The sequence below is a fragment of the Paenibacillus diazotrophicus genome, assembly GCF_042610465.1.
On record NZ_JBGJZN010000002.1, the window covers coordinates 407457 to 427707 of the forward strand.

The 20251-nt window shown below is 51.9% G+C and carries 17 protein-coding genes; 6 read left to right on the plus strand and 11 right to left on the minus strand.

Going from position 1 to position 20251, the window contains the following annotated elements; genetic code table 11:
• Positions 1 to 73: 73 nt before the first annotated feature.
• Together ACAN54_RS13205 and ACAN54_RS13210 are read left to right on the plus strand one after the other, a co-directional pair.
• A complete protein-coding gene (locus ACAN54_RS13205) occupies positions 74 to 2167 on the plus strand; it encodes a YhgE/Pip family protein (RefSeq protein WP_379155264.1) in 2094 nt (697 codons plus the stop codon).
• A 329-nt stretch (positions 2168 to 2496) separates the two neighbouring features.
• Entirely contained in the window at positions 2497 to 2688 is a 192-nt protein-coding gene (locus ACAN54_RS13210; protein ID WP_379155267.1) for a hypothetical protein, read from the plus strand.
• Between the two features lie 47 nt (positions 2689 to 2735).
• Here the strand turns inward: ACAN54_RS13210 and ACAN54_RS13215 are convergent, their stop codons facing one another.
• Complete coding sequence (locus ACAN54_RS13215; RefSeq protein WP_379155270.1) at positions 2736 to 3668, minus strand: glycosyltransferase family 2 protein; 933 nt, start codon at positions 3666 to 3668, stop codon at positions 2736 to 2738.
• A gap of 286 nt (positions 3669 to 3954) precedes the next feature.
• On the opposite strand from ACAN54_RS13215, the gene ACAN54_RS13220 reads away from it, so the two are divergent.
• Complete coding sequence (locus ACAN54_RS13220) at positions 3955 to 5241, plus strand: glycosyltransferase family 4 protein (RefSeq protein WP_379155273.1); 1287 nt, start codon at positions 3955 to 3957, stop codon at positions 5239 to 5241.
• A gap of 325 nt (positions 5242 to 5566) precedes the next feature.
• Positions 5567 to 6289 carry a DsbA family oxidoreductase gene (locus ACAN54_RS13225; protein WP_379155277.1) on the plus strand — a complete coding sequence of 241 codons (723 nt, stop codon included), beginning with the start codon at positions 5567 to 5569 and terminating at the stop codon, positions 6287 to 6289.
• 186 nt (positions 6290 to 6475) lie between these two features.
• Here the strand turns inward: ACAN54_RS13225 and ACAN54_RS13230 are convergent, their stop codons facing one another.
• The 9 genes from ACAN54_RS13230 to ACAN54_RS13270 form a co-directional block, all read right to left on the minus strand.
• Positions 6476 to 8056, minus strand: coding sequence for an oleate hydratase (locus ACAN54_RS13230; protein ID WP_379155281.1), 1581 nt, complete (start codon positions 8054 to 8056; stop codon positions 6476 to 6478).
• A gap of 148 nt (positions 8057 to 8204) precedes the next feature.
• Positions 8205 to 8786, minus strand: coding sequence for a TetR-like C-terminal domain-containing protein (locus ACAN54_RS13235; RefSeq protein ID WP_379155284.1), 582 nt, complete (start codon positions 8784 to 8786; stop codon positions 8205 to 8207).
• A 32-nt stretch (positions 8787 to 8818) separates the two neighbouring features.
• Positions 8819 to 9214, minus strand: a complete 396-nt coding sequence (locus ACAN54_RS13240) for a hypothetical protein (RefSeq protein ID WP_379155287.1) — start codon at positions 9212 to 9214, stop codon at positions 8819 to 8821.
• A gap of 28 nt (positions 9215 to 9242) precedes the next feature.
• The gene (locus tag ACAN54_RS13245; RefSeq protein WP_379155290.1) at positions 9243 to 9758 is read right to left on the minus strand and encodes a hypothetical protein; all 516 of its coding nucleotides are present in this window, start codon (positions 9756 to 9758) and stop codon (positions 9243 to 9245) included.
• Positions 9759 to 9948: 190 nt separating this feature from the next.
• Positions 9949 to 10971, minus strand: coding sequence for an RluA family pseudouridine synthase (locus ACAN54_RS13250; protein WP_379155294.1), 1023 nt, complete (start codon positions 10969 to 10971; stop codon positions 9949 to 9951).
• A 72-nt stretch (positions 10972 to 11043) separates the two neighbouring features.
• A complete protein-coding gene (locus tag ACAN54_RS13255) occupies positions 11044 to 11229 on the minus strand; it encodes a CLC_0170 family protein (RefSeq protein WP_379155297.1) in 186 nt (61 codons plus the stop codon).
• Positions 11230 to 11247: 18 nt separating this feature from the next.
• The gene (locus tag ACAN54_RS13260) at positions 11248 to 12465 is read right to left on the minus strand and encodes a Ger(x)C family spore germination protein (protein WP_379155300.1); all 1218 of its coding nucleotides are present in this window, start codon (positions 12463 to 12465) and stop codon (positions 11248 to 11250) included.
• Positions 12458 to 13558 carry a GerAB/ArcD/ProY family transporter gene (locus ACAN54_RS13265; RefSeq protein WP_379155303.1) on the minus strand — a complete coding sequence of 367 codons (1101 nt, stop codon included), beginning with the start codon at positions 13556 to 13558 and terminating at the stop codon, positions 12458 to 12460. The genes ACAN54_RS13260 and ACAN54_RS13265 overlap by 8 nt, the downstream gene beginning before the upstream one ends.
• Complete coding sequence (locus ACAN54_RS13270; RefSeq protein ID WP_379155306.1) at positions 13506 to 15161, minus strand: spore germination protein; 1656 nt, start codon at positions 15159 to 15161, stop codon at positions 13506 to 13508. Before ACAN54_RS13270 ends, ACAN54_RS13265 begins: the two co-directional genes overlap by 53 nt.
• 110 nt (positions 15162 to 15271) lie before the next feature.
• Between ACAN54_RS13270 and recQ the strand changes: the two genes are divergently transcribed.
• Positions 15272 to 17107 carry a DNA helicase RecQ gene (gene recQ, locus ACAN54_RS13275; RefSeq protein ID WP_379155310.1) on the plus strand — a complete coding sequence of 612 codons (1836 nt, stop codon included), beginning with the start codon at positions 15272 to 15274 and terminating at the stop codon, positions 17105 to 17107.
• A 15-nt stretch (positions 17108 to 17122) separates the two neighbouring features.
• Positions 17123 to 19078, plus strand: a complete 1956-nt coding sequence (locus ACAN54_RS13280) for a B12-binding domain-containing radical SAM protein (RefSeq protein ID WP_379155313.1) — start codon at positions 17123 to 17125, stop codon at positions 19076 to 19078.
• 131 nt (positions 19079 to 19209) lie between these two features.
• Here ACAN54_RS13280 and ACAN54_RS13285 read toward each other — a convergent pair whose 3' ends face one another.
• Positions 19210 to 20169, minus strand: coding sequence for an alpha/beta fold hydrolase (locus ACAN54_RS13285; protein ID WP_379155316.1), 960 nt, complete (start codon positions 20167 to 20169; stop codon positions 19210 to 19212).
• Between the last annotated feature and the right edge of the window lie 82 nt (positions 20170 to 20251).

Sequence of the window (20251 nt, forward strand, 5' to 3'; positions counted from 1 at the left end):
TTTTTTTTCAATAGTAATGATTGACTGTGAAACTTTTCATTAATTTACAAACAAGAGATAGAAGGTGACGGCTATGAAAGCTATGACTGTGTTTCTGAAGGATTTGAAAATACTGGTGACGAAGCCGATGCTTGCGCTCACTTTGCTGGGTGTTGCGGCTTTGCCGATGCTGTATAGCGGCTTTTTGGTAGATGCCTCATGGGACCCCTATGGCAATACGGGCAAGCTGCCTGTGGCAGTGGTCAACCAGGACAAGGGAGCGGTCTACGAGGGCAAGACTATGAAAGTGGGCGAGGATTTTGTTGAGGAGTTAAAAGACAACAGCGATTTCAAGTGGGATTTCGTGGATGCGGCGGAAGCGGAGGATGGCATGGCCCATAACCGTTATTATTTGACGATTACTATTCCTTCCAACTTCTCGGAGAATGCGACTACCTTAACCGAAGAACATCCGGTCCAGGCTGAGATTGTGTACGAGCCGAACAGTGATTATAACTTTGTGGCCGGACAAATCGGCATCAGTGCGATGAATAAATTGAAGTCAAAGCTGTCGACCCAGATCACAGAAGCCTATACCCGCAGCATGTTTGAACAGGTAGATACGATCTCTGAAGGTCTTGGGGATGCCGGCGGCGGTGCAACCGAGCTTAAGGACGGAGCAGGGAAGCTCACTAACGGTTTGTCCACGCTTAAGACCAACCTGAATAAGCTTGCCAGCGGCACAACCGAGCTCCAGAGCGGACTGAAGCTGCTGGATAACGGCGCGTATAGTCTGAATCAGGGCTCAGGCACCTTAACGAAGGGAACCACAGACCTTGCCAGCGGCTTAAGCCAGCTGACTAAAGCCCATCAGCAGCTGCAGGATGGGGCTGTGAAGTCACAGAACGGTGCGGCCAAGCTGAAGCAAGGGCTGCTGGCTTCAAAGGCGGGCAGCAGCCAGCTCAAAGAGGGACTGACCGCATCCGAAGCGGCCAGCAGCCAATTGGCTACCGGTGCCGAACAGGTAGCCAAAGGGCTGGAGCAGATGATGGCGGCAACGCCTGGTCTGCAGGAGAATGAGCAGTTCCAGCAACTGCTGGCCGCAAGCCAGCAGGTAGCCGCAGGCAGCCAGCAGCTGCATACCGGGCAGACGCAACTACTGGCCGGCAGCACGCAGCTGGACCAGGGGCAACAGCAATTGGCCCAAGGCGCTGCACAGCTGAGTGATGGCAGCACTCAATTGGCTTCAGGGCTGCAAGCCTTCGGCAAGAAGCTGGATGAAGCCAGTGCAGGCGGAAGCAAGCTGGCTACCGGAGCAGCGGCACTGAACAAAGGCGCGTCGAAGCTGGAGCAAGGACTGACCAAGCTGACTGGAGGCGTGGACGGCCTGTCAGAAGGCACGGTTAAGCTGAATGATGGTGCAGGCGAACTGAAGGATGGTGCAGGCAAGCTGGCCAGCGGCAGCAGTGAGCTGGCGCAGAAGCTGAACGAGGCTGCAGCAGATACGTCAAGTGTGAAATCCGGGGATGATACGGTGAACATGTTCGCCGAACCGGTGAAGCTGACAGAGAAAACGGATCACAAGTTGGACCACTACGGACTGGGGATTGCACCGTATTTCTTATCATTAGCCCTGTTCGTAGGGGCGCTGGTGTTCACCACTGTGTTCTCGCTGCGCGATTCGAATGTGCCTGGAGCTTCTCCGATGGGCAGATTCGTCAGCCGGACGCTCACCTTCGTAATGGTCAGTATTCTTCAATCGGTTCTGGCCGACATAATCTTGTTATATGGTCTGAAGCTGGAGGTTCAGAGCGTTCCGCTCTTCTTCCTGTTCACGCTGATCGTCAGCTTCACCTTTACTATGATCGTCCAGGCATTGGTTACCTGGCTGGATAACCCGGGCCGTTTCCTGGCAATTGTGCTGATGATCTTCCAATTGACATCGAGCGCAGGCACATTCCCGCTGGAACTGCTGCCTACTTGGATGCAGAAAGTAAATCCTTGGCTTCCAATGACTCACAGTATCGCCGGTTACAAAGCAATTGTCGGTACAGGTGACTACGGGCTGATGGGACAGCAAATCGTATATTTGCTCACTTACGCCGTGATTTTCCTTGTGTTAACCTTCCTGTACTTTGCGCGCCAGACCAAGCGCACAGCAGCCGCTCCGAAAGAGCTGACGGTTTGATTCTCCGGCAGCATAGGGGTGCAGCAGGCAAGGAAGCAGATAGACAAGCCATGTAAGCAGGCAAGTCGGCAAGCCAAGCGGGCAGGCGGACAAGTATACAAGGCGATAAGCAGGAGACAAGCCATACAAGGTGGTAAGCAGGCAGAAAAGTATACAAGGCGTTAAGCAGGCACATATACGGAAGCATATAGCAGAAACTCCCGCCCCTGAAGGGGAACGGGAGTTTTTGCGTTATTGGAGAATAAGAGTTTTCTGTTATCGATAAGATATTTATCGAATTCGATAAAGTGCATATGAAGCCGGGGAAAAAAGCGGGGTTGAGTCCTACGATGAATGAAATAACGGCAAAAATGCCGTTATTCAAGCGCCCACCGCAGGAAAGCGGCGGAACAACGGCAAAAATGCCGTTATTGAAGCGCCCACCGCAGGAAAGCGGCGGAACAACGGCAAAAATGCCATTATTAAAGCGCCCACCACAGGAAAGCGGCGGAACAACGGCAAAAATGCCGTTATTCCAGTGAGATTCCAGGGCCAGTCAAAAAGCATATACCATACTACTGGTTCAGGCTTAGTCCAGCATATATTCGCGGTACTTATCCTTACGGGGATTCAGTACAAAGAGAATGCCGCTGACATAACCTGATACTGCATTGAAGTTACGCTTTAGCGTCGACTTGCCGGTCAGGTAGGTCAGTGTCCACAGCAGGGCGGCGTAATTTTTTACCGGAGCTTTGCGCAGATTCAGCAGGTAATAGTGATTGACCGCTGTTGCACGTGCTACACGTCCCGCCTTGTCACGGGAGCTTGGGGACTCGTGGTGGGTAATTTTCATATCCGGGTTGATTACAAGCTTGCCGTATTTACTCGCCAGATGACACATATAGATATCATCAGCCACAGCATAGCTAGTCATCCAAGGGTAAGGCTTCATATCTTTAAGAGCCGAAGCCCGGAAAGACATATTGCAGCCATGGAAAAAATCCGTTTCAAAGGTGTCCCGGGTTTCCCCCCAGAGCAACAGGGAGCCGGCAAGAGTACTGGCAGACAATCTGCCTGGCGATGCCGACATTTGGCAGGTGAGCATACCGAGCAGTTTGCCTGATCTGCTGCTGGACATGCCTTTCGCTATGCCGCCTACGCCGACAATCGACTTGTCCGCTGCATAGGTATCCAGCATCCGGCGGATGTACAGCGGGTCATCGAGTTCGGCATCATCATCAAAGCTGAGCAGAATATCGCCGTCAATTAGTCCGAGCGCCTCATAACGGGAAAGCCAGACACCAGGTTTGGTTTTGCGGTAATAGCGCAGTTCTGCCTGAGGCATACGGCCCAGGACTTTACGGAAATATTCCAGAACCTTCTCCTCTATATCTCCATCGTCAACAATCAGCAGCTCGATCGAGACATCTTCGAGCTCAGTCTGTCTGCCGATGGACTCAATGCACAACGTAAGATCTTTGATCCGGTTGCGCGTGGGAATTACTATAGACACATCATGCATGCCGCTGGCTCCTTCCGGGACGCTTATAACGTCCGCATTCCTAGAATATGACAATCACCGATAATCCATGTTAATTCCAGTGTACTCCCCCTCCGTAGGACCGTATATACCACTTTCGTTTACTTTTTTTTATAGGAATTATGATTATAATAATTAGGAAATAAGTTGCAGATGATTTTAAGTAATTGGAACTATTTGGGCTTAAGTTAAGCCTAAGCTTCCGAAGCCAGTTTTGCGAAACTGATTCATGGAGCTTATGCTATCAAAACTTTAAGGAGGAGACGTTATGCATGTCGGGATCTTTATGCATACTAATTACTTTGAAGATTTCTTCGTAAAAGGTCTGGGTCTCAGTGAAGAGGAATATGTAAGTTCGTATCATAATGATTTTTCATTCGATTATGCGCGTCTTCTGCAGACCAAAGGCATCCGCACCACCATATATAATTTCACCCGCACCGGTGATGAGGTCCGTACTTACCAGCACGGCATTGTGGATTGCACGATTAAGTTCATCCCTGTGGGGAGACTATATAAATCGTATTGTCTGATCCCGCAATCCCACCGGACGCCTATAGGTAAATTCATCTCCCAATATATTTCCACCATCCAAAAGGATCTGGCCGGGATTCTGCAAGAGGATGGCATCAGCATCATCTATGCCCAGGAGTATGCTTCCGGACGTTTTGAACGGCTGGCTAGAACGGCCAAGCAGCTGAATATTCCCATCATTGCCGCGTATCACGGTGGCAGTATTCATAAGTGGATCTTGCCCATCAAAAAGCATACGCTGCACAAGGCTTCCTTTCTGACCACACTTAATGAAGATGAGCAAAAAAACATGGTTAGCCATTTCCCGCATATCGCGGACCGGATACGGCTGCTGCCGAACTTTGTGAACTCAGAGATCTTTTACAAAAGAGACAGGGAGCAGGTGCTGGCAACGCTTGGACTGGACCCGGACAGCAGATATATGATCACCGTAGGGCGTTTGTTTGAGCATCAAAAAGGACATTCTCTGCTGGTTCAGGCCATGGAGCAGTTGCATGCCATTCCTGACCTGAAGGTACTGATCGCTGGCGGCGGGCCGGATGAGCAGAGCCTGAAGTCGCTTATTAGGGAAAAGAATCTTGAGGACCGCATAATTCTCCTCGGTACGATCCGCAACAAGGATATTCTGGCCAGCTATTACAGTGTTTCAGAGCTTTTCGTACTGCCTTCCCGGTATGAGGGACTGCCGCTGGTCATTCTGGAAGCGGGTGCCTGCGGGCTGCCCACGGTGGCTTTTAATGTAATGGGGGTACGCGGGCTGGTACAGCATGGGGTGAGCGGTCTGCTTGCCGAAGGCTTGGAGCCATCCGCGCTTGCCGCCTCAATAGATACTTTACTTGCTAATCCTGAGCTGCGTGCAGAGATGGGAGAAGCTGCCTTGAAGATCGTACGCTCTGACTATTCAGAAGAGATCATTGGGGCCCGCTTGTACAATCTGCTTCAGGAAAGCCTGGGACTTGACCCTTCAGTTACCCAATATGGCGGCGACGGCTTCACACCGGAGCTGAGCACCCCAGTATAACGTGCAAACAGCTTAAGTGAAGTGTGTAAGTGGTATAAAAGCAACATATAACGATCATAATAGCGCTCTACGCTCTGCAAGGTAAGCCGGTGGTTCACTCCAAATGTGATCCATCCGTCTTGTGTCCATCAGCTTCCGAATCGTCCAAGCACGATAAGGTGATGGCAGGCTCTTTGTGGAGAGAGGCGCTTTTTTGTGCGCGGAGTTGAGGCCATGCGGTGATAGTACTGCAGCAGCAGGGATAAATATACTTGTAATTTTCACTAATTAACTATACAATTGTAAGTGAGATATATTTAGTTACTTAACTTTAGGAGGAATCCCTATGAGAATAGATGTATGGTCCGATAATGCCTGCCCCTTCTGTTATATTGGTAAAAGACGGCTGGAGAATGCACTGAGCCAGTTCGAAGGCCAAGACAAGGTAGAAGTGGTCTTCCGCAGCTTCCAGCTTGATCCGAGTGCCCCGGTGCAGGCAACTCAGGATATTTATGATATGCTGGCTGCCAAATATGGAATGACCCGCGAGAAAGCGATTGCGACGAACGTTCAACTCGCAGAGCAAGCCAGGGGTGTAGGTTTGGAGTTCAACTTTGATACCGTGCAGAATACGAATACCTTTGACAGTCACCGTTTGGGCCATTATGCTGCCGCCAAAGGTAAAGGTGCGGAGATGTCCGAGCGGCTGCTGGCAGCTTATTTTACCGATGGACATAATCTGGCGGACCACAAAGAGCTGGCTTCTCTCGCTGCCGAGGTGGGTCTGGATGCTGCAGATGTAACGGCTATGCTGGAGACAGACGCTTATGCAGATGCGGTGGACAATGATATTGCAGAGGGACAGCGATTGAATATCACTGGCGTGCCTTTCTTTGTCTTCAATAATAAATATGCCGTTTCAGGTGCTCAGCCTGGTCCGGTGTTCTCCGAAGTCTTGGATACCGTCTGGGCTGAAGAGAAAAGTACACCTGAGCTTCAGGTTGTCGGTAAGCCCCAGTCCAAAGCGGCAGATTCCGAGGGCTGCGATGACGGATCCTGCAGTATCTGATTGCAGAATCTCCGATCTGATCCCGGGTATCCTGCCTTGGACCAGGTTGGCTGGCAAGGCATAAATGGAGATACACCCAAAGCCCCCTCCCGTTAGAATGACTGACGGCTAGGGGGCTTTTCATATGCGTTGCTATAGACCAAGCGGCAAGCCAGGAAGCAGTGACTTCCGGGTACGGTCAGGGGTTTATCTGAACGAAGTCACCAAACTCGTAAACAGTGTCCGCACATCATATTGATGCTGCTTGATCGGCTCTACAGGGCGGTTGACGCCCATCAGCGTATACACGGCAATTCTGGCTGCTCTCACAGAGTATTCCTCGGTGAATACCACGTCGTCCGGGATCTCGCAGTATTGGCCCACAAAGGCCAGGTTGGTGGACCCTGCGGGAACGACCTGCGGCCGATCGCTGTTCAGCCTTGGCATGAACTGGGAGGTAATGTAGGGCATCATGCATGGGATACAGTTCGCAGTAGCCATAATCTCTTCCTGATGCGCTTCGAAATGAAGGTGGCCGATCAGCTCCTGCATGATTTCTTCCCCGGTACAGTCGCACATTCTCTTCTTCACGAAATCGCCGGTCTTGTCCGGATACAGTCCGTACCCCCAGAATACCTTGACATGCTCCGGCTGGTTGCGGAAATGCGGCTGGAAAGCAAGCACTACAGACATGAACCAGCTAGAGTCCTTGAAGGTTACGAGTGCGCCTGTACCGGCCCGGTTGCGCGTGAACTTTTCCATCAGATCAAAGAATACCGGGTCCTGGAACGTTACCGTGAACGATTCCCATTTCGAGCCGTCCACATGATCGGCAAAAGGGGAGGGATTGCCTAGACCCGGTTTCTTGGCGGCAATGTTCTCCCACAGCTTCCAGGAGCTGCCCTTGCCGTTCAGGTGCGGGGCGGCTGTCATCGAGCCGAGACTGGAGCCTTCCGTCATAGAGCCGTTCGTAATAATCACGCGATCCTCTTCGCCAATCGCAATGACATCCGGGACGCCTTGGCGCAGCACCTGCATTTTTGTAACGGTAATGCCATCGCCGTCCTTGAAATCCAGATCGGTGACTGTACATTTCAGGGTGAAGTCTACGCCGAAGGGCTCCAAATACTGCTGCAGCGGCAGAATAATGGAATCATATTGGTTATAGGGGGTGCGGGTGACGCCCTCAAGCGTTTGAATACGCGGGAATTCATGCATGAAGCGGATCATATATCTTTTGAATTCAACCGCACTATGCCAAGGCTGGAAGGCAAACGTCGTTGCCCACATATACCAGAAATTCGTCTGGAAAAAATGAGGGCCGAACCAATCGTTGATTCGTGCTATGCCCATTTTGTCTTCAGGAGTGATAATCAGTTTGCCCAAGGCCATGCGATCCGCCATATCGAAGCCCATAGACAGTACATCCTCGACTTCACCCTCACGGTTAATCAGGCGGGCATTGGAGTGAGTGGGATTGGCGTCATCGAATGCTGTAATTTCCTCCCGCAGCGATTGCCCCGGATGGTCGATCGAAGGAATGGTGCTCAGGAGCTCCCAGAGGTTCTCGTAGGTTTCATCGTTCAGCATCCGGCCGCCCCGGATCACATAACCTTGTTCACCGCTGCCCGAGCCGTCGTTGCTGCCGCCGAGGATTTTCATCTCTTCTATAATGTGAATGTTCTGGCCGGGAAAGTCGCAGTCTCTTACGAGGTAGGCCGCACCTGCAAGGGATGCAATACCGCCGCCGATGAAATACACCTGGCTGTTACCGTACTCTTTTTTCACTGTGAGTCGCCTCCATAGGGTTGTTGTTTCTATTGCTGTCCCTAATGTAAACCAAGGCTGCCGCACAAGGTATGGTCAAAAGTCTAAGAGTGTATGAATTTTGGTCACTTGCGGCAAAGTGTAAGGTTTTCCGACGTAAACCGCCCTTTTAGAGATTGCGCAGTCCATTTTCATTGGTATATTGATGCAGCGCTTTGGCAAAATTCCCTTCAATCAGCACACTAAGCTTATCGATGATGAACTTCGGCTCATCCTTCATGCCGTCCCGCATCCACTGGATCACAAGTCCTGTAAAAGCCAGCGTATAAAAATTAGCGATAAACCGCTTGTCCGCAGTGCTAACCTCCATCTCACCCGCCAGTTCTTGAATAACCCCCATAATCAGGCCGTTAGTCACTTCATACAGATATGTATCCAGATGTGTTCTCCCTAGAGATTCCAGCGTATTGCAGCAAAAGGCCTTGTTGGCCCCTATATAGCAAAAGATCCGGTAAAACCCGTCCGTCCACGTGCTGTAGCTGCGGTACAGGGCGATGCTCTCCACAGCTTCCGTCTGATAAATCCAGCCCAGCAGCTCAAAAATATCCTGAAAATGATAATAGAACGTCTGACGGTTCAGCCCGCAATCGTCCACCAGATGTTTGACAGAGATTTTGTTCAGCGGGACATGCTCCATCAGGTTTTTTAGCGAATGGGCGAGGGCTTTTTTGGTCAAAAGGGAATTGGACATGGTCTACCCCCTCATCATGTAATCCAAAAGAATTATGCGCGGCGCTTGTGCCTGACCAGCCAATAGATTCCCTCAGCGAGCAGGCCAGCCCCCAAGCCCCCAAGCGTGAACATTGCAAACGTGAGGAAGCCCGCCAGATCTTCCCATCCGGACATATCTCGGTAGGTGTAGGCGATCATGAACCCAAGCCCGGTCAGAATCCCTGCCGTGGTGATCAGCCAGACTAGCCTTGCGCCGAACCAGCCGAAGCCGTTTACAAGGATGGACACGCCAAGCGCAAGTGCGGCATACCGGCCAAGCAGGAGAAGACTGAATTCCTTGTCCAGCAGGACAAAGCGGTGCAGCATCAGCAGCAGCCACAGAACAAGTGCGTAGACGGGAACTGCGATGTACCAGCGTTTGCTTTTGGCGGTTGGCAGGAAATACATGAACCCTTCACCTCATTCAAAAGAATAGTTAGATCTCTTCCAGTTCCTCCGCACTTTGCAAAAGAAACTTCAAGAGGCTTGGGATATCCTCCATCTGCTCTTCGGTAATCTGCCGGTTGAACTGCAGCTCGATGCAGTTATTGTAGGTGTCGTCTTCCTGGCCGTACAGGTAACTCAGAGATTGAACGGGCTGGAAATCAGGTCCCCAAATAGTGGTAAGGACATCCTCAATGGCCGGACACTGGACATCCACATCATCGATTTCCATATAAAAGCGTAAAAGAAGACCGCAGCCGGGATTGCTGCCCGGGGTTTCCAGAATCTCGTCGCTCAGCTCCTTCACCGATGAGAGCAGCACTACCTCGGAGGTTACATTTCTGCCGCCGGTCAGCTTGAAGGACAGGGTGAACTCCCGGGACATCAGCGCCAGGTTCATCAAATCGGTACGGTCCGTTACCACAAGAATTCCATCCAGATTATCGTAGTCATAGATCTGATTTTCAAATGCGGTTTTAATATTGTCAAAGACAGTAGGATGGAACATATAAGGCACCTTCTTAAGTTTCTCTATATTGTATCATGACGGGAATTGCTGCGAAAATGTTGCTGGGCCTGCGGCGTCCCATCTAAGCACATAAAGGGATGCATCTCCAGCTGATCCGCTGTGGATGCATCCCTTTATAGAAGCAAATTATCATTTATTTCAAGCCCAATCCCCGGTTCCGCAACAGACTTTAGTTCGTTGGCGCGGGTGCAGAGTATTTCAGGAACGTCTTGGGGATGGCGCTCTCAAAGGTAAGTAATTCTCCGGTGGTCGGATGTACGAAGGAGAGCACACGGGCATGCAGTCCAAGCCGGCCCACAGCTTTGGTCTCTGCACCGTATTTCTTGTCCCCGGCTATCGGATGTCCGATATCGGACAGATGTACACGGATCTGGTTCTTGCGCCCGGTCTCCAGATGAACTTCCAGCAAAGAAAAGTGGCGGTTAGCCTGAATAAGCTTGTAGTGGGTTACGGCATGCAGGCCGTCCCCTTCATGGGGACTGGAATACATCTTGAGCGTCGAGGTTTCCTTCAGCCAGGAGCTGATGGTTCCTTCCGGTTTTTTGACGACACCTTCAACAAGAGCTACATAGGAGCGTTCCTTCACCGTTTCTTTCCACGTATTTTGCAGCATTTGCTGGAGCTGTTCACTTTTGGCGAACATCATCACACCGGAAGTGTCGCGGTCCAGTCTGTGTACCACAAAGACACGGTTTTTCGGATTGCTCTGGCGGACATGCTCCATCAGCTGGCGGTAAGCGGTCAGTTCATTGTCTTCGCCGGTGGCGATGGACAGCAGGCCCGCATCCTTTTGAATGACAATCAGATCGTCATCCTCATGAACAATCGTCAGTCCGATCATTTCCTGTACCTGGACCGGCTTTTCCTGGTCAATGGTAACGGTCTGGCCGGGATGAAGCTGAAAATTATGTTTGGTCACTGCCTTGCCGTTCACCGACACCTGCCCCCGGGAGAGCATGGACTTAACGGAATTTCGTCCGCGGCTTGCAAGGGTCTTCAGCAGAAAAGCCAGCAGTTCGGCAGGTTCGGCCACCGTATACGATTTAACGGGCGCCGGTGCTTTAGCTGCCCCCGTCTTGCCGCCTGTTTTGCTATTAGGTCCTCTTGTACCGGACTTAGGCTGAACTTTAGCGTTCACTCCCGGCCTAGCACCGCGTTTGGAACCCTCTTTGGGATTTCGTCTTGTATTCATGGAAGCATTCTCCGTCCTCTAATAATGTACTCCTCAATATACCATGAGCCGTGAAGAAATACTACGGATTGGTTAGATCATGATTATTCGCCAGGCGATGATGATTAAAGCTATACCGGCAAAGCACCATCCGATTGCAGAGGCGAATTTTTTTTCCCGGACCCACCCGCTGGATTTGTAAATATTCCTGTCCACAGTGAGCAGCATCAGTGCGGAGAATATGGCAACGGCAGCAGAACTGGCATAAAGGTGGATCATGAGCATTCCCCTCGTTTCCTAAGTCTTTTTAAGTCCAACTCTCCGCAGGTGCAGTTCTAGGTTAATGTCCACGGTGATGCTGCCGTAGAGCTCCTCCCAATCATTTTTGTTATGAATATGCTGTTTCCAATACGCAGGATGGCGGGCGCGGATAATCTCTCCCATTCCAAATATATCAGCATGATCCTTCTGGGTCTGCTGTATCAGCCGCCGGATCACAGCGTTCGCATTCTCTTTGAATTCAAGCTCAATCTCATGCAAACTTTCAGAGGAGTCGGCAGGCCTCAGGCTATGATAGTGCTCATCCAGATCCCCTTCGAGATAAATGTCAAAGGATAGAACAGGCTTACCGTCCCGGATGAAGCTGCGGGCCTTGGTATAGCGTTCATTGGTTTTGGTCATGACCATACCGTACTTCCTTGTTTTGAAAAGAGTGGAGTAGCCGCCCGGGTCCATACCCTGAACTGCCATGAATGCGCCGATTTCAAGCGGCTGCGTTGTATTGACCATTTTGCCCTGGCTGAAATAAGCCAGACCATTAATCAGAATGTTCTCTTTGTTGCGCAGTGCCACATAAGGAAGATAGGCGCTTTGTCCCCATTTGGAATCCGAGGACCAGTAGGTACCGATATAATCTGCGGGGAATATGCCCGAGGTTACTGCCTTCTCCATCATGGATAGCACGTATAGTGTAGGGACGCGCTGCAGCGGAGGTTTGACATCCATGAACTGCGAAGCACGTCCTTCGCATACCAGGAGCCAGGTTCTGCGCCGGACTTCAGGATTGCGCCGGAGATAGTCATCCAGATCGTCCATTCTTCCCCGGGCGATGTCTTCGCTGATGACAATCACCCGCAAATGTACGAGATACCGGGGATCTGCGATCTGCTGCTGCAGATTGTTCATGGCATCATCAAGCGAATGTCCCACCACTGTAACCACCCACACGGGGCTTGTCTTTCCGTTTTCACTTCCACTGCCCGGGCCAAGCGGGACACGTCCGGGTACAGCGATTTGCGCTGTGACACTAATCATTTGATGCGGCATTTCTGTATCCTTAAGATGGGTAACCTGTTCTTCCTCGGCAGCCTTCTGGGGGGGGACGGTATCAATGGATAGGCCCAGCACCAATGCCCGGTCCTCAATCTCAACCTGATCCCAGCAGCCGGCAAGGAAGAGACTGATCATGGCAGCCGGCAATACTACCGAGATTATTTTTCGCAACAAATTATTCATGAGAGGCCTTCTTTCCAGAGCGGCGCAGCCCATAGACCACCCACAGCAGAATGGAGTAGCCAAGCATGAATATCAAAGATATATTTCCCAGTGCCAGCGACCACGTATAGGTTTCAAAGACATTTTCCGGAAGCATGGCGATCACAAAAAGTAAAGGAAGCACCGCACTAGAGGTCATACGCTGATCTTTCAGACCAAGCAGATTCTGCAGGAGGTAGGATGACAGGTAATAGGTAGTGTAAATGGTGGTGTAGACTGAAATTACCCATATGACTATAAATAGAGCGTCCAGCCGCTCCAGAAAACCTTCTCCTACTGCCGCTGACCTTGCGGTTTCCAGTGTAGGATAAATCAGCAGTTTGGTTTCTTCAGCGCCGAACATGCCTATGCATGCTATAGCAATCAGCAGATATACAGCACCTGAACCCAGAATGCCAAAGGCCCCTGCACGTACGGCCTGCTTTGGCACCTTCATGAAAGGGATCAGAAGGGTGATCACAAAGGAGCTTTGGAACAGGTAGCTGGCTTCACGTGCGCCTTTCCAAAAAGAGGCCGTAGGAGCGGTCAGAACCGGCTGCAGATTCAGCACATCGACGTTCCTCATGGAAATTAGAATGGTTACGAGAACAGAGCCGATGATCATCGGCAGGTAAAAGAAATGAATATAGGAAAACTTAATAATATTCCTCCTGGCGGACAGCTGGCATATCAGCAGCATCAGAATAATGGTCGCTTCAATCGGTGTTTTATTGAATAAAACACTGGTGGCGACATCTCCAAACTGGCGTGCGGTAAGACCGGTAAGCGTCATGAAAATAAGACATATAACCAACGTGAAGAACATGGCCAGGGGGCGGCCGATTAATCGGCGGCTGAATATGAATAACGATTCTTTTGGGAAACGGCGGCATAAGGAGGCAAGCAGCCAGAAGCTGAAGAACGAAATCAGAATGCCGGTGAGAGCTACAAAAGGTCCGGCACTATTTCCGGCGACAGCCATGTAACGGGGAAAGCTGAGTATTCCCACACCCATGATCGTGCTACTGATTACGGCTGCCGCCCGCAGTGTCGTGATCTGACGGGAATCGTTCACCGGTCTCCCCTCCTTGCTGAAGAATCTGGTCTATATAAGTTCCGGGAACAGAGCCGGGTACTTTGGTACTGTCCTGGGTATACAAAAAGCTGGGACGCCGGCGCATCCACCACAAAGGTGCCCTCACCAGCGTATCCTTCCAATCCCGCCATTTGCCGGGAATATACGGTGACATATACGGAACACCGAACGATTCGAGGAATAACAGATGATTGATGATCAGGATTGTACCAACCATCACACCGTAGAGTCCAAACATTCCAGCGAGAAGGATTAGGGGGAACCTCAGCATACGCAGACCAATGGCAGCGTTATAAGCCGGGGTGGCAAAAGAACCGATCGTGGTTAGCGCGACAATGACCACAGTGATCGGACTTGCCAGACCCGCTGCAACCGCAGCCTGGCCGATGACGAGCACGCCTACAATAGAGAGGGCCCCGCCAATCATCTGCGGGAGGCGGATGGTGGCCTCACGCAGCACCTCCATGGACACCTCCATGATCAGCACTTCCAGCACTGCCGGGAAGGGAACGCCGGCTCGGCCCCCGGAGATGGCTACGGCGAAATCTGTAGGCATCAGCTCCGGATTATAGGAAATCACAGACACGTACAGAGCCGGGAAGAACAGGGAGAAGGCAAGTGCGATCAGGCGGATCATCCGGATGAGGCTGCCCATAATAAAACGTTCGGTATAGTCGTCTACCGTTTGGAAGAATTGGTTGAACAAAGCCGGAACAATCAGGGCAAAAGGGGACCCGTCCACCAGGATAGCCATCCGGCCTTCGAGCAGGGAAGCTACCGTTTTGTCCGGCCGCTCCGTGCTCTGAACCTGCGGGAAGGGAGACAACGGCTGGTCTTCGATGAATTGTTCAATGTAGCCCGCATCGATAATCCCGTCGGTATGAATAATTGAAATCCTGCGCATCACCTCGGCTACCAGCTTCGGATCAGCCACGTTGTCCAGATAACACAAGGCTACCCTGGATTGGGTCCGGGTTCCCAGCGGACTGATTTCAATCCGGAAGTCCGTACTCTGCAGTCGGTAGCGCAGGAGAGAGAGGTTGTTCTCGAGCTTCTCCACATAGCCTTCCCGCGGTCCGCGGATCACCTGTTCCGTCTGGGGCTGCTCTACACTGCGGATGTCGATCTGACGCATATCCAGCAGAAGAGCTTCACTTGAACCTTCTATCAGCAGAATCAGCTGGCCCTTGACGATGGCGGGAGGCAATGCGGATAAGTCTTGTTCTGTCGTTCCTTTTGTGACTTGTACCGCTACCTTCCAGATATATTGGGACATCTCAGCAAGCTTGTCCGGCATTCCGGGACTTCCGGCAGAACGGTCCATAAGCGGTTTAAGGATGTATTCCTGAATCTGCTCCTGATTGACCAGAGAGGAGAAGAAAATAAGCGCAGCCTCATATCTGCCAAACAGCAGAAAATCACGCACGACAAGATCTCCGCTTTGGCCGAGCCGGGCAAGCAGTTCTTTCATATTGTCTTTCAGGCTGAGGCTAATCTTGTCATTGCCGGGAACGGACGGCATAGGGGAGGGCTGCTTTTGCTTTTGTTTATATGAAGCGTATTTCTCTTGCCATCCTTGCATTCGGCCGCCTCCTTTGGGCTGGAAGTTTGGAGGATCACTATAAAGTGTTGGTTAGTAGGGGTTTTTTTATGTAAAATAAAGATAGAAAGTCTTAAGGAGTTATGATAGAGATGAAGATGCAAGCACCTACCATGGAACAGGCGCAGGCTGAACTGCAAAAATATTACGGTTATCCCGACTTCCGGGAGGGCCAGAAGAAAATTGTAATGAATCTGCTGGAGGGCCGTGATACGCTGGGGATTATGCCGACAGGCGGGGGGAAATCGATCTGTTATCAGGTTCCCGCATTGCTGCTGCCAGGACTTACCCTGGTCATTTCCCCGCTGATCTCACTGATGAAGGATCAGGTGGATGCGCTAACCACAGCAGGAATTCCGGCTGCATATATCAACAGCACCCTTAGCGGCAAAGAAGTAAATGATCGGATTCGGGCTGCACGGCGGGGCGAGCTGAAGCTCCTCTATGTGGCTCCTGAGCGGCTGGAGCTGGACTGGTTCCGCCTGGAAATGGGCAGTCTGTCTATCTCCTGTGTCGCCGTGGATGAAGCCCACTGTGTCTCCCAGTGGGGACATGACTTCCGCACCAGTTATCTGGCCGTTTCCCCGTTCGTAGAGGGGCTGCCGGAGCGGCCGATTCTGGCAGCTTTTACTGCAACGGCTACACCTGAGGTGATGGAGGATATGGTCCGGCTGCTGCGGCTTCGCCAGCCGGGAGTCTTCATGACCGGACTGGGCCGTGACAATCTGGCCATGTCTGTACTGCGGGGGGAGAACAAGCGTGAGTTCGTAATGGACTATACGGCCCAGCATGCTAATCAGCCGGGAATCGTGTATGCAGCTACGCGCAAAGAGGTCGATGACCTCTATCAGCGGTTGCAGGCATCCGGCGTCGCCGCCGGGCGTTATCATGCGGGAATGAACGACCAGGAGCGGGCGGAGAGTCAGGAAGGGTTCCTTTACGACGATATCCGCGTCATGGTCGCTACCAACGCCTTTGGGATGGGAATTGACAAGTCGAATGTGCGTTACGTCATCCATTACAATATGCCGAAGAATATGGAGGCCTATGTGCAGGAGGCAGGCCGTGCCGGACGTGACGGAGAACCCAGCCAGTGCATTCTGCTCTTCAGCGCCCAGGATATTATGACGCAGAAGTTCCTGATCGAGCAGAATCCCCAGGATACGGACCGCAAAGCCAATGAATATCGCAAGCTCCAGCAGATGATTGATTACTGCTATACCACCCGCTGTCTGCGCAGCGCCCAACTGGATTATTTCGGTGAGGAGCATGGGGACAAGCCTTGCGGCATCTGCAGCTCTTGTACGGACGAACGGGAATTGATAGATATGACGGTGGATGCCCAGAAGATCTTCTCCTGTATTCACCGGATGCGCGAGCGTTACGGTGTGGCCCTGGTATCCTCTGTGCTGAAAGGCTCGCGTAACCAGAAGGTGCTGCAGTACGGCTTCGAGAATCTGCCCACCCACGGAGCGATGTCCAGCCGTACGGAGAAGGAGATTACGGAGACCATCAATGTAATGATCTCGGAAGGGTATCTGGCATTATCCGAAGGCCAGTACCCAGTGGTTCGGCTGCAGCCGCTGGCTGCCGAAGTGCTGCGCGGCCAGCGGCAGGTGCTGCAGCGGGTGGCCCGTCCACTCCGTACCGGAGGGGCTTCCGGTTCGCGGGACCGCAGCCGTGTCCGTGATTTGTCACCGTCGGCTGTCAATGAGACGGTGTTCGAGCAGCTGCGTCTGATCCGCCGCGAGCTGGCGGGGCGCGAGCATGTGCCGTCCTACATTATCTTTAATGATGCGACCCTGCGCGAGATGAGCGTGGTTTGTCCGCAGACCGAAGCGGAAATGCTGAGAGTCAAAGGGGTCGGCGAAGTGAAATACCGGAAGTACGGCAAGCCATTCCTGGAATTTTTTCAAAATGAAATGTAAAGAAGGTTATAAGGCATGAAGATCATCCTGGCCACATTAAATGCCAAATATATTCACACCTCACTGGCAATCCGTCTTCTGAAGGCGTACAGCGAGCATGAGTTCCCGGATATTCATTTGGCAGAATACACTATCAAAGATCCCGTGATGAATATCGTGTCCGACCTATTCCAGAAGAAGCCGGATGTGATCGGTTTTTCCTGTTATATATGGAACATCGAGGAGACTGTTAAGCTGATCGGGATTCTTAAGCAAGTTATGCCTGAGGTATCCATTGTGCTCGGAGGGCCGGAGGTCTCCTATGAGCCACTCTACTGGATGCAGCGGGAGGCTGGAATTGATTTTGTTGTCAATGGGGATGGGGAAGAGACCTTCCACCATCTTTTGCAGGAGCTGCGGGATGAACGCAAATTTCATTTTGTCTACGGGGCTGCCTACCGTAAGGGTGAGGAGCTGATCGTGAATCCGCCGCGCCCCAAAAGCGATCTCAATACCCTGCCAACACCGCACCGGTTCCCGGATGATCTGCCGGATCTCGGCAAGCGGATTGTATATTTTGAGACCAGCCGTGGCTGTCCGTTCAACTGCCAGTTCTGCTTGTCGAGCATTGAGGTAGGGGTGCGGTACTACGATATTGAACGGGTCAAATCTGATCTGCTCTATCTGATTGAGAATGGCGCAAAGGTCATCAAATTTCTTGACCGTACCTTCAACATCAACCGCAATTACGCCATGGAAATGTTCCAGTTCCTGATCGACAACCATCAGGGCTGCGTATTCCAGTTCGAGATTACGGCTGATATTATGCGCCCCGAGGTGCTGGACTTCCTGGCCGAGAATGCGCCTCCGGGCATCTTCCGGTTCGAGATTGGCGTGCAGTCCACCAATGATGAGACGAACGAGCTGGTCAAACGCCGCCAGAACTTCACCAAGCTGTCCCGCACCGTCATGAAGATCAAGGCCAGCGGCAACATCGATCAGCATCTTGATTTGATTGCCGGCCTGCCGCAGGAGGATTACGCTACCTTCCGCAAAACCTTCAACGATGTATTTGCCATGGAGCCGGAAGAGCTGCAGCTCGGATTTCTCAAAATGCTGCGCGGTACCGGCCTGCGGGCACAGGCGGCCAAATACGATTATACTTACATGGAGCACGCTCCTTACGAAATCCTGAGCAGTCACGTGATGCCATTCTCTGACATCATCCGCCTCAAGCGGCTGGAGGATGTGCTGGAGAAATATTGGAACAGCCATCGGCTGGATCATTCGGTCAAATACCTGATCCGGCATGTGTTCACCTCCCCGTTTGACTTCTTCCAGGAGTTCGGCGATTACTGGGAGGAGCGGGGCTGGCAAAAGATCGGACACCAGCTGGAGGATCTATTCACCCGGCTGCATGCCTTTCTGACGGACCGGGGAACAGATTCCATGGACATTATCACCGGTCTGATGAAGCTGGATTATTTCTTGGGCCACAAATATAAGCCGCGTAAAATCTGGTGGGAGATGACGCTGGATAAATCCGAGTGGTCCCGTTATATGAAGGAAATCACAAGTCATCCCGAGCGCTTGTCCGCCAAGCTGGCAGAGGCGGGATTCAGCGAACGGGAACTGCAAAAGTTCACAGTGATTGAAGTCCTGCCATTCCGGCTGGATGCCGTGCTGGAGTCGATTAGCGGATTGCGCTTTGATCCGGTGGCTGCTGAAACTGAGGGGACCGTAACAGCTGACGATAGTATGTCGGTTAACCGTATTATAACTGGCGGCAAAGAGACGGGGTCGGCAGGTTCCGCAGTTCAGGCGATAGCTGCAAATCCAGCGATGGGTCCCGCGCTGGTGCTAAATGCATCAGACAAGAGTTCCATTGCTCTGGCGGAACCCGTGGCGGTTACTGCTGGAAGCACATTGCTGGTCGTTATGTATCAGCAGGACGAGAGCCAGCGGGCACAGTATTTTTCACTAACTTTGTAGTCAGTCTATCTCTTGATGCATCAGGAAACTTAGCCCTGTTGTACAAGGAATCACACCACATGCATATGGTTATGGGAAAACACAAAGACAGGCTCTCCGTCAGTTCCGGAAAGCCTGTCTTTTATAGTACGCTAATTAGCAGTGTGTTGAAGCAGCGATTCTGCCGGAAGGTGGCGTACAAGCCACGCCAGCACATCCGCAGTCACCTCATCCCGGTTCACTTCGTTGAGCATTTCGTGTCTGCCTTCAGGATATAACCTGTATTCTACGTCGGATATTCCATTCTTCCGGTAGATTCCGGCCAGGCGGAGCACGCCTTGACCGTTCATACCCACAGGGTCTTTGGCTCCCGAAAATAAGTATACGGGCTTATCCTTGCATAGATTACGCAGCGTTTTGGGGGAATGGATATCCCGCAGCAGCCGCAAAAAATCGCGGAAGAAGCGGGTGGTGCAGACCGCCCCGCAGAATGGATCGGCTATGAAGCGGTCCACCTCCTGCGAATCACTGCTCAGCCAGTCAAAAGCCGTCCTTACCGGGATGAAGGAACGGTTATACGGGCCAAAAACAATACCGTTCATCAGAACACTGCGGTGGTGCAACCCCTGCAGTCTGGATTGAAGTCCGGCAAGCGACTCTCCTAGCCGAAGCATGCTGCGTGGTCCGTTAGTGCCGCTGAGAATAAATCCCGTATAGATATCATGGCCTTCTTCACACATCAGCTTCTGCGCGAGAAAGGAGCCCATGCTGTGAGCCAGGAGGAAGATCGGCAATCCCTCATGCCGGGAACAGGCGATGCCGGCAAGCTGGAGTATGTTGCGGCGCATCCAGTAAAAGCCGTCCTCCCCGGTGTCGCCGAGCAAGTCGATCCGGCCAGCTGTCTGTCCATGTCCCCGGTGGTCATTGGCATATACCGCATAACCTGCACCGGTGAGCGCCGCTGCAAACCGGGCATAACGGGCAGCTGTTTCGCACATCCCGTGGGCGATCTGTACAATTCCTCTCACCGGAGCCTCCGGCTCAGGCAGCCATTCATAGACATGAATAGCAACCCCCAGCGGATCGGTCATCTTAAAGCTGTTTTCCCTCATACCGTTCCTCCTAAAAGTTTTGTGAGCAATACTTCTTGGAGACAACTGCGTGCAAAACTTGCTTCGAAAGTATAGGCCTGGA

Excerpts from the sequence above, each read along its gene's own strand:
- ACAN54_RS13205 (WP_379155264.1), top strand. The coding sequence starts at position 74 with ATGAAAGCTATGACTGTGTTTCTGAAGGATTTGAAAATACTGGTGACG.
- ACAN54_RS13210 (WP_379155267.1), top strand. The coding sequence starts at position 2,497 with ATGAATGAAATAACGGCAAAAATGCCGTTATTCAAGCGCCCACCGCAG.
- ACAN54_RS13215 (WP_379155270.1), bottom strand. The coding sequence starts at position 3,668 with ATGCATGATGTGTCTATAGTAATTCCCACGCGCAACCGGATCAAAGAT.
- ACAN54_RS13220 (WP_379155273.1), top strand. The coding sequence starts at position 3,955 with ATGCATGTCGGGATCTTTATGCATACTAATTACTTTGAAGATTTCTTC.
- ACAN54_RS13225 (WP_379155277.1), top strand. The coding sequence starts at position 5,567 with ATGAGAATAGATGTATGGTCCGATAATGCCTGCCCCTTCTGTTATATT.
- ACAN54_RS13235 (WP_379155284.1), bottom strand. The coding sequence starts at position 8,786 with ATGTCCAATTCCCTTTTGACCAAAAAAGCCCTCGCCCATTCGCTAAAA.
- ACAN54_RS13240 (WP_379155287.1), bottom strand. The coding sequence starts at position 9,214 with ATGTATTTCCTGCCAACCGCCAAAAGCAAACGCTGGTACATCGCAGTT.
- ACAN54_RS13245 (WP_379155290.1), bottom strand. The coding sequence starts at position 9,758 with ATGTTCCATCCTACTGTCTTTGACAATATTAAAACCGCATTTGAAAAT.
- ACAN54_RS13250 (WP_379155294.1), bottom strand. The coding sequence starts at position 10,971 with ATGAATACAAGACGAAATCCCAAAGAGGGTTCCAAACGCGGTGCTAGG.
- ACAN54_RS13255 (WP_379155297.1), bottom strand. The coding sequence starts at position 11,229 with ATGATCCACCTTTATGCCAGTTCTGCTGCCGTTGCCATATTCTCCGCA.
- ACAN54_RS13260 (WP_379155300.1), bottom strand. The coding sequence starts at position 12,465 with ATGAATAATTTGTTGCGAAAAATAATCTCGGTAGTATTGCCGGCTGCC.
- ACAN54_RS13270 (WP_379155306.1), bottom strand. The coding sequence starts at position 15,161 with ATGCAAGGATGGCAAGAGAAATACGCTTCATATAAACAAAAGCAAAAG.
- recQ (WP_379155310.1), top strand. The coding sequence starts at position 15,272 with ATGAAGATGCAAGCACCTACCATGGAACAGGCGCAGGCTGAACTGCAA.
- ACAN54_RS13280 (WP_379155313.1), top strand. The coding sequence starts at position 17,123 with ATGAAGATCATCCTGGCCACATTAAATGCCAAATATATTCACACCTCA.
- ACAN54_RS13285 (WP_379155316.1), bottom strand. The coding sequence starts at position 20,169 with ATGAGGGAAAACAGCTTTAAGATGACCGATCCGCTGGGGGTTGCTATT.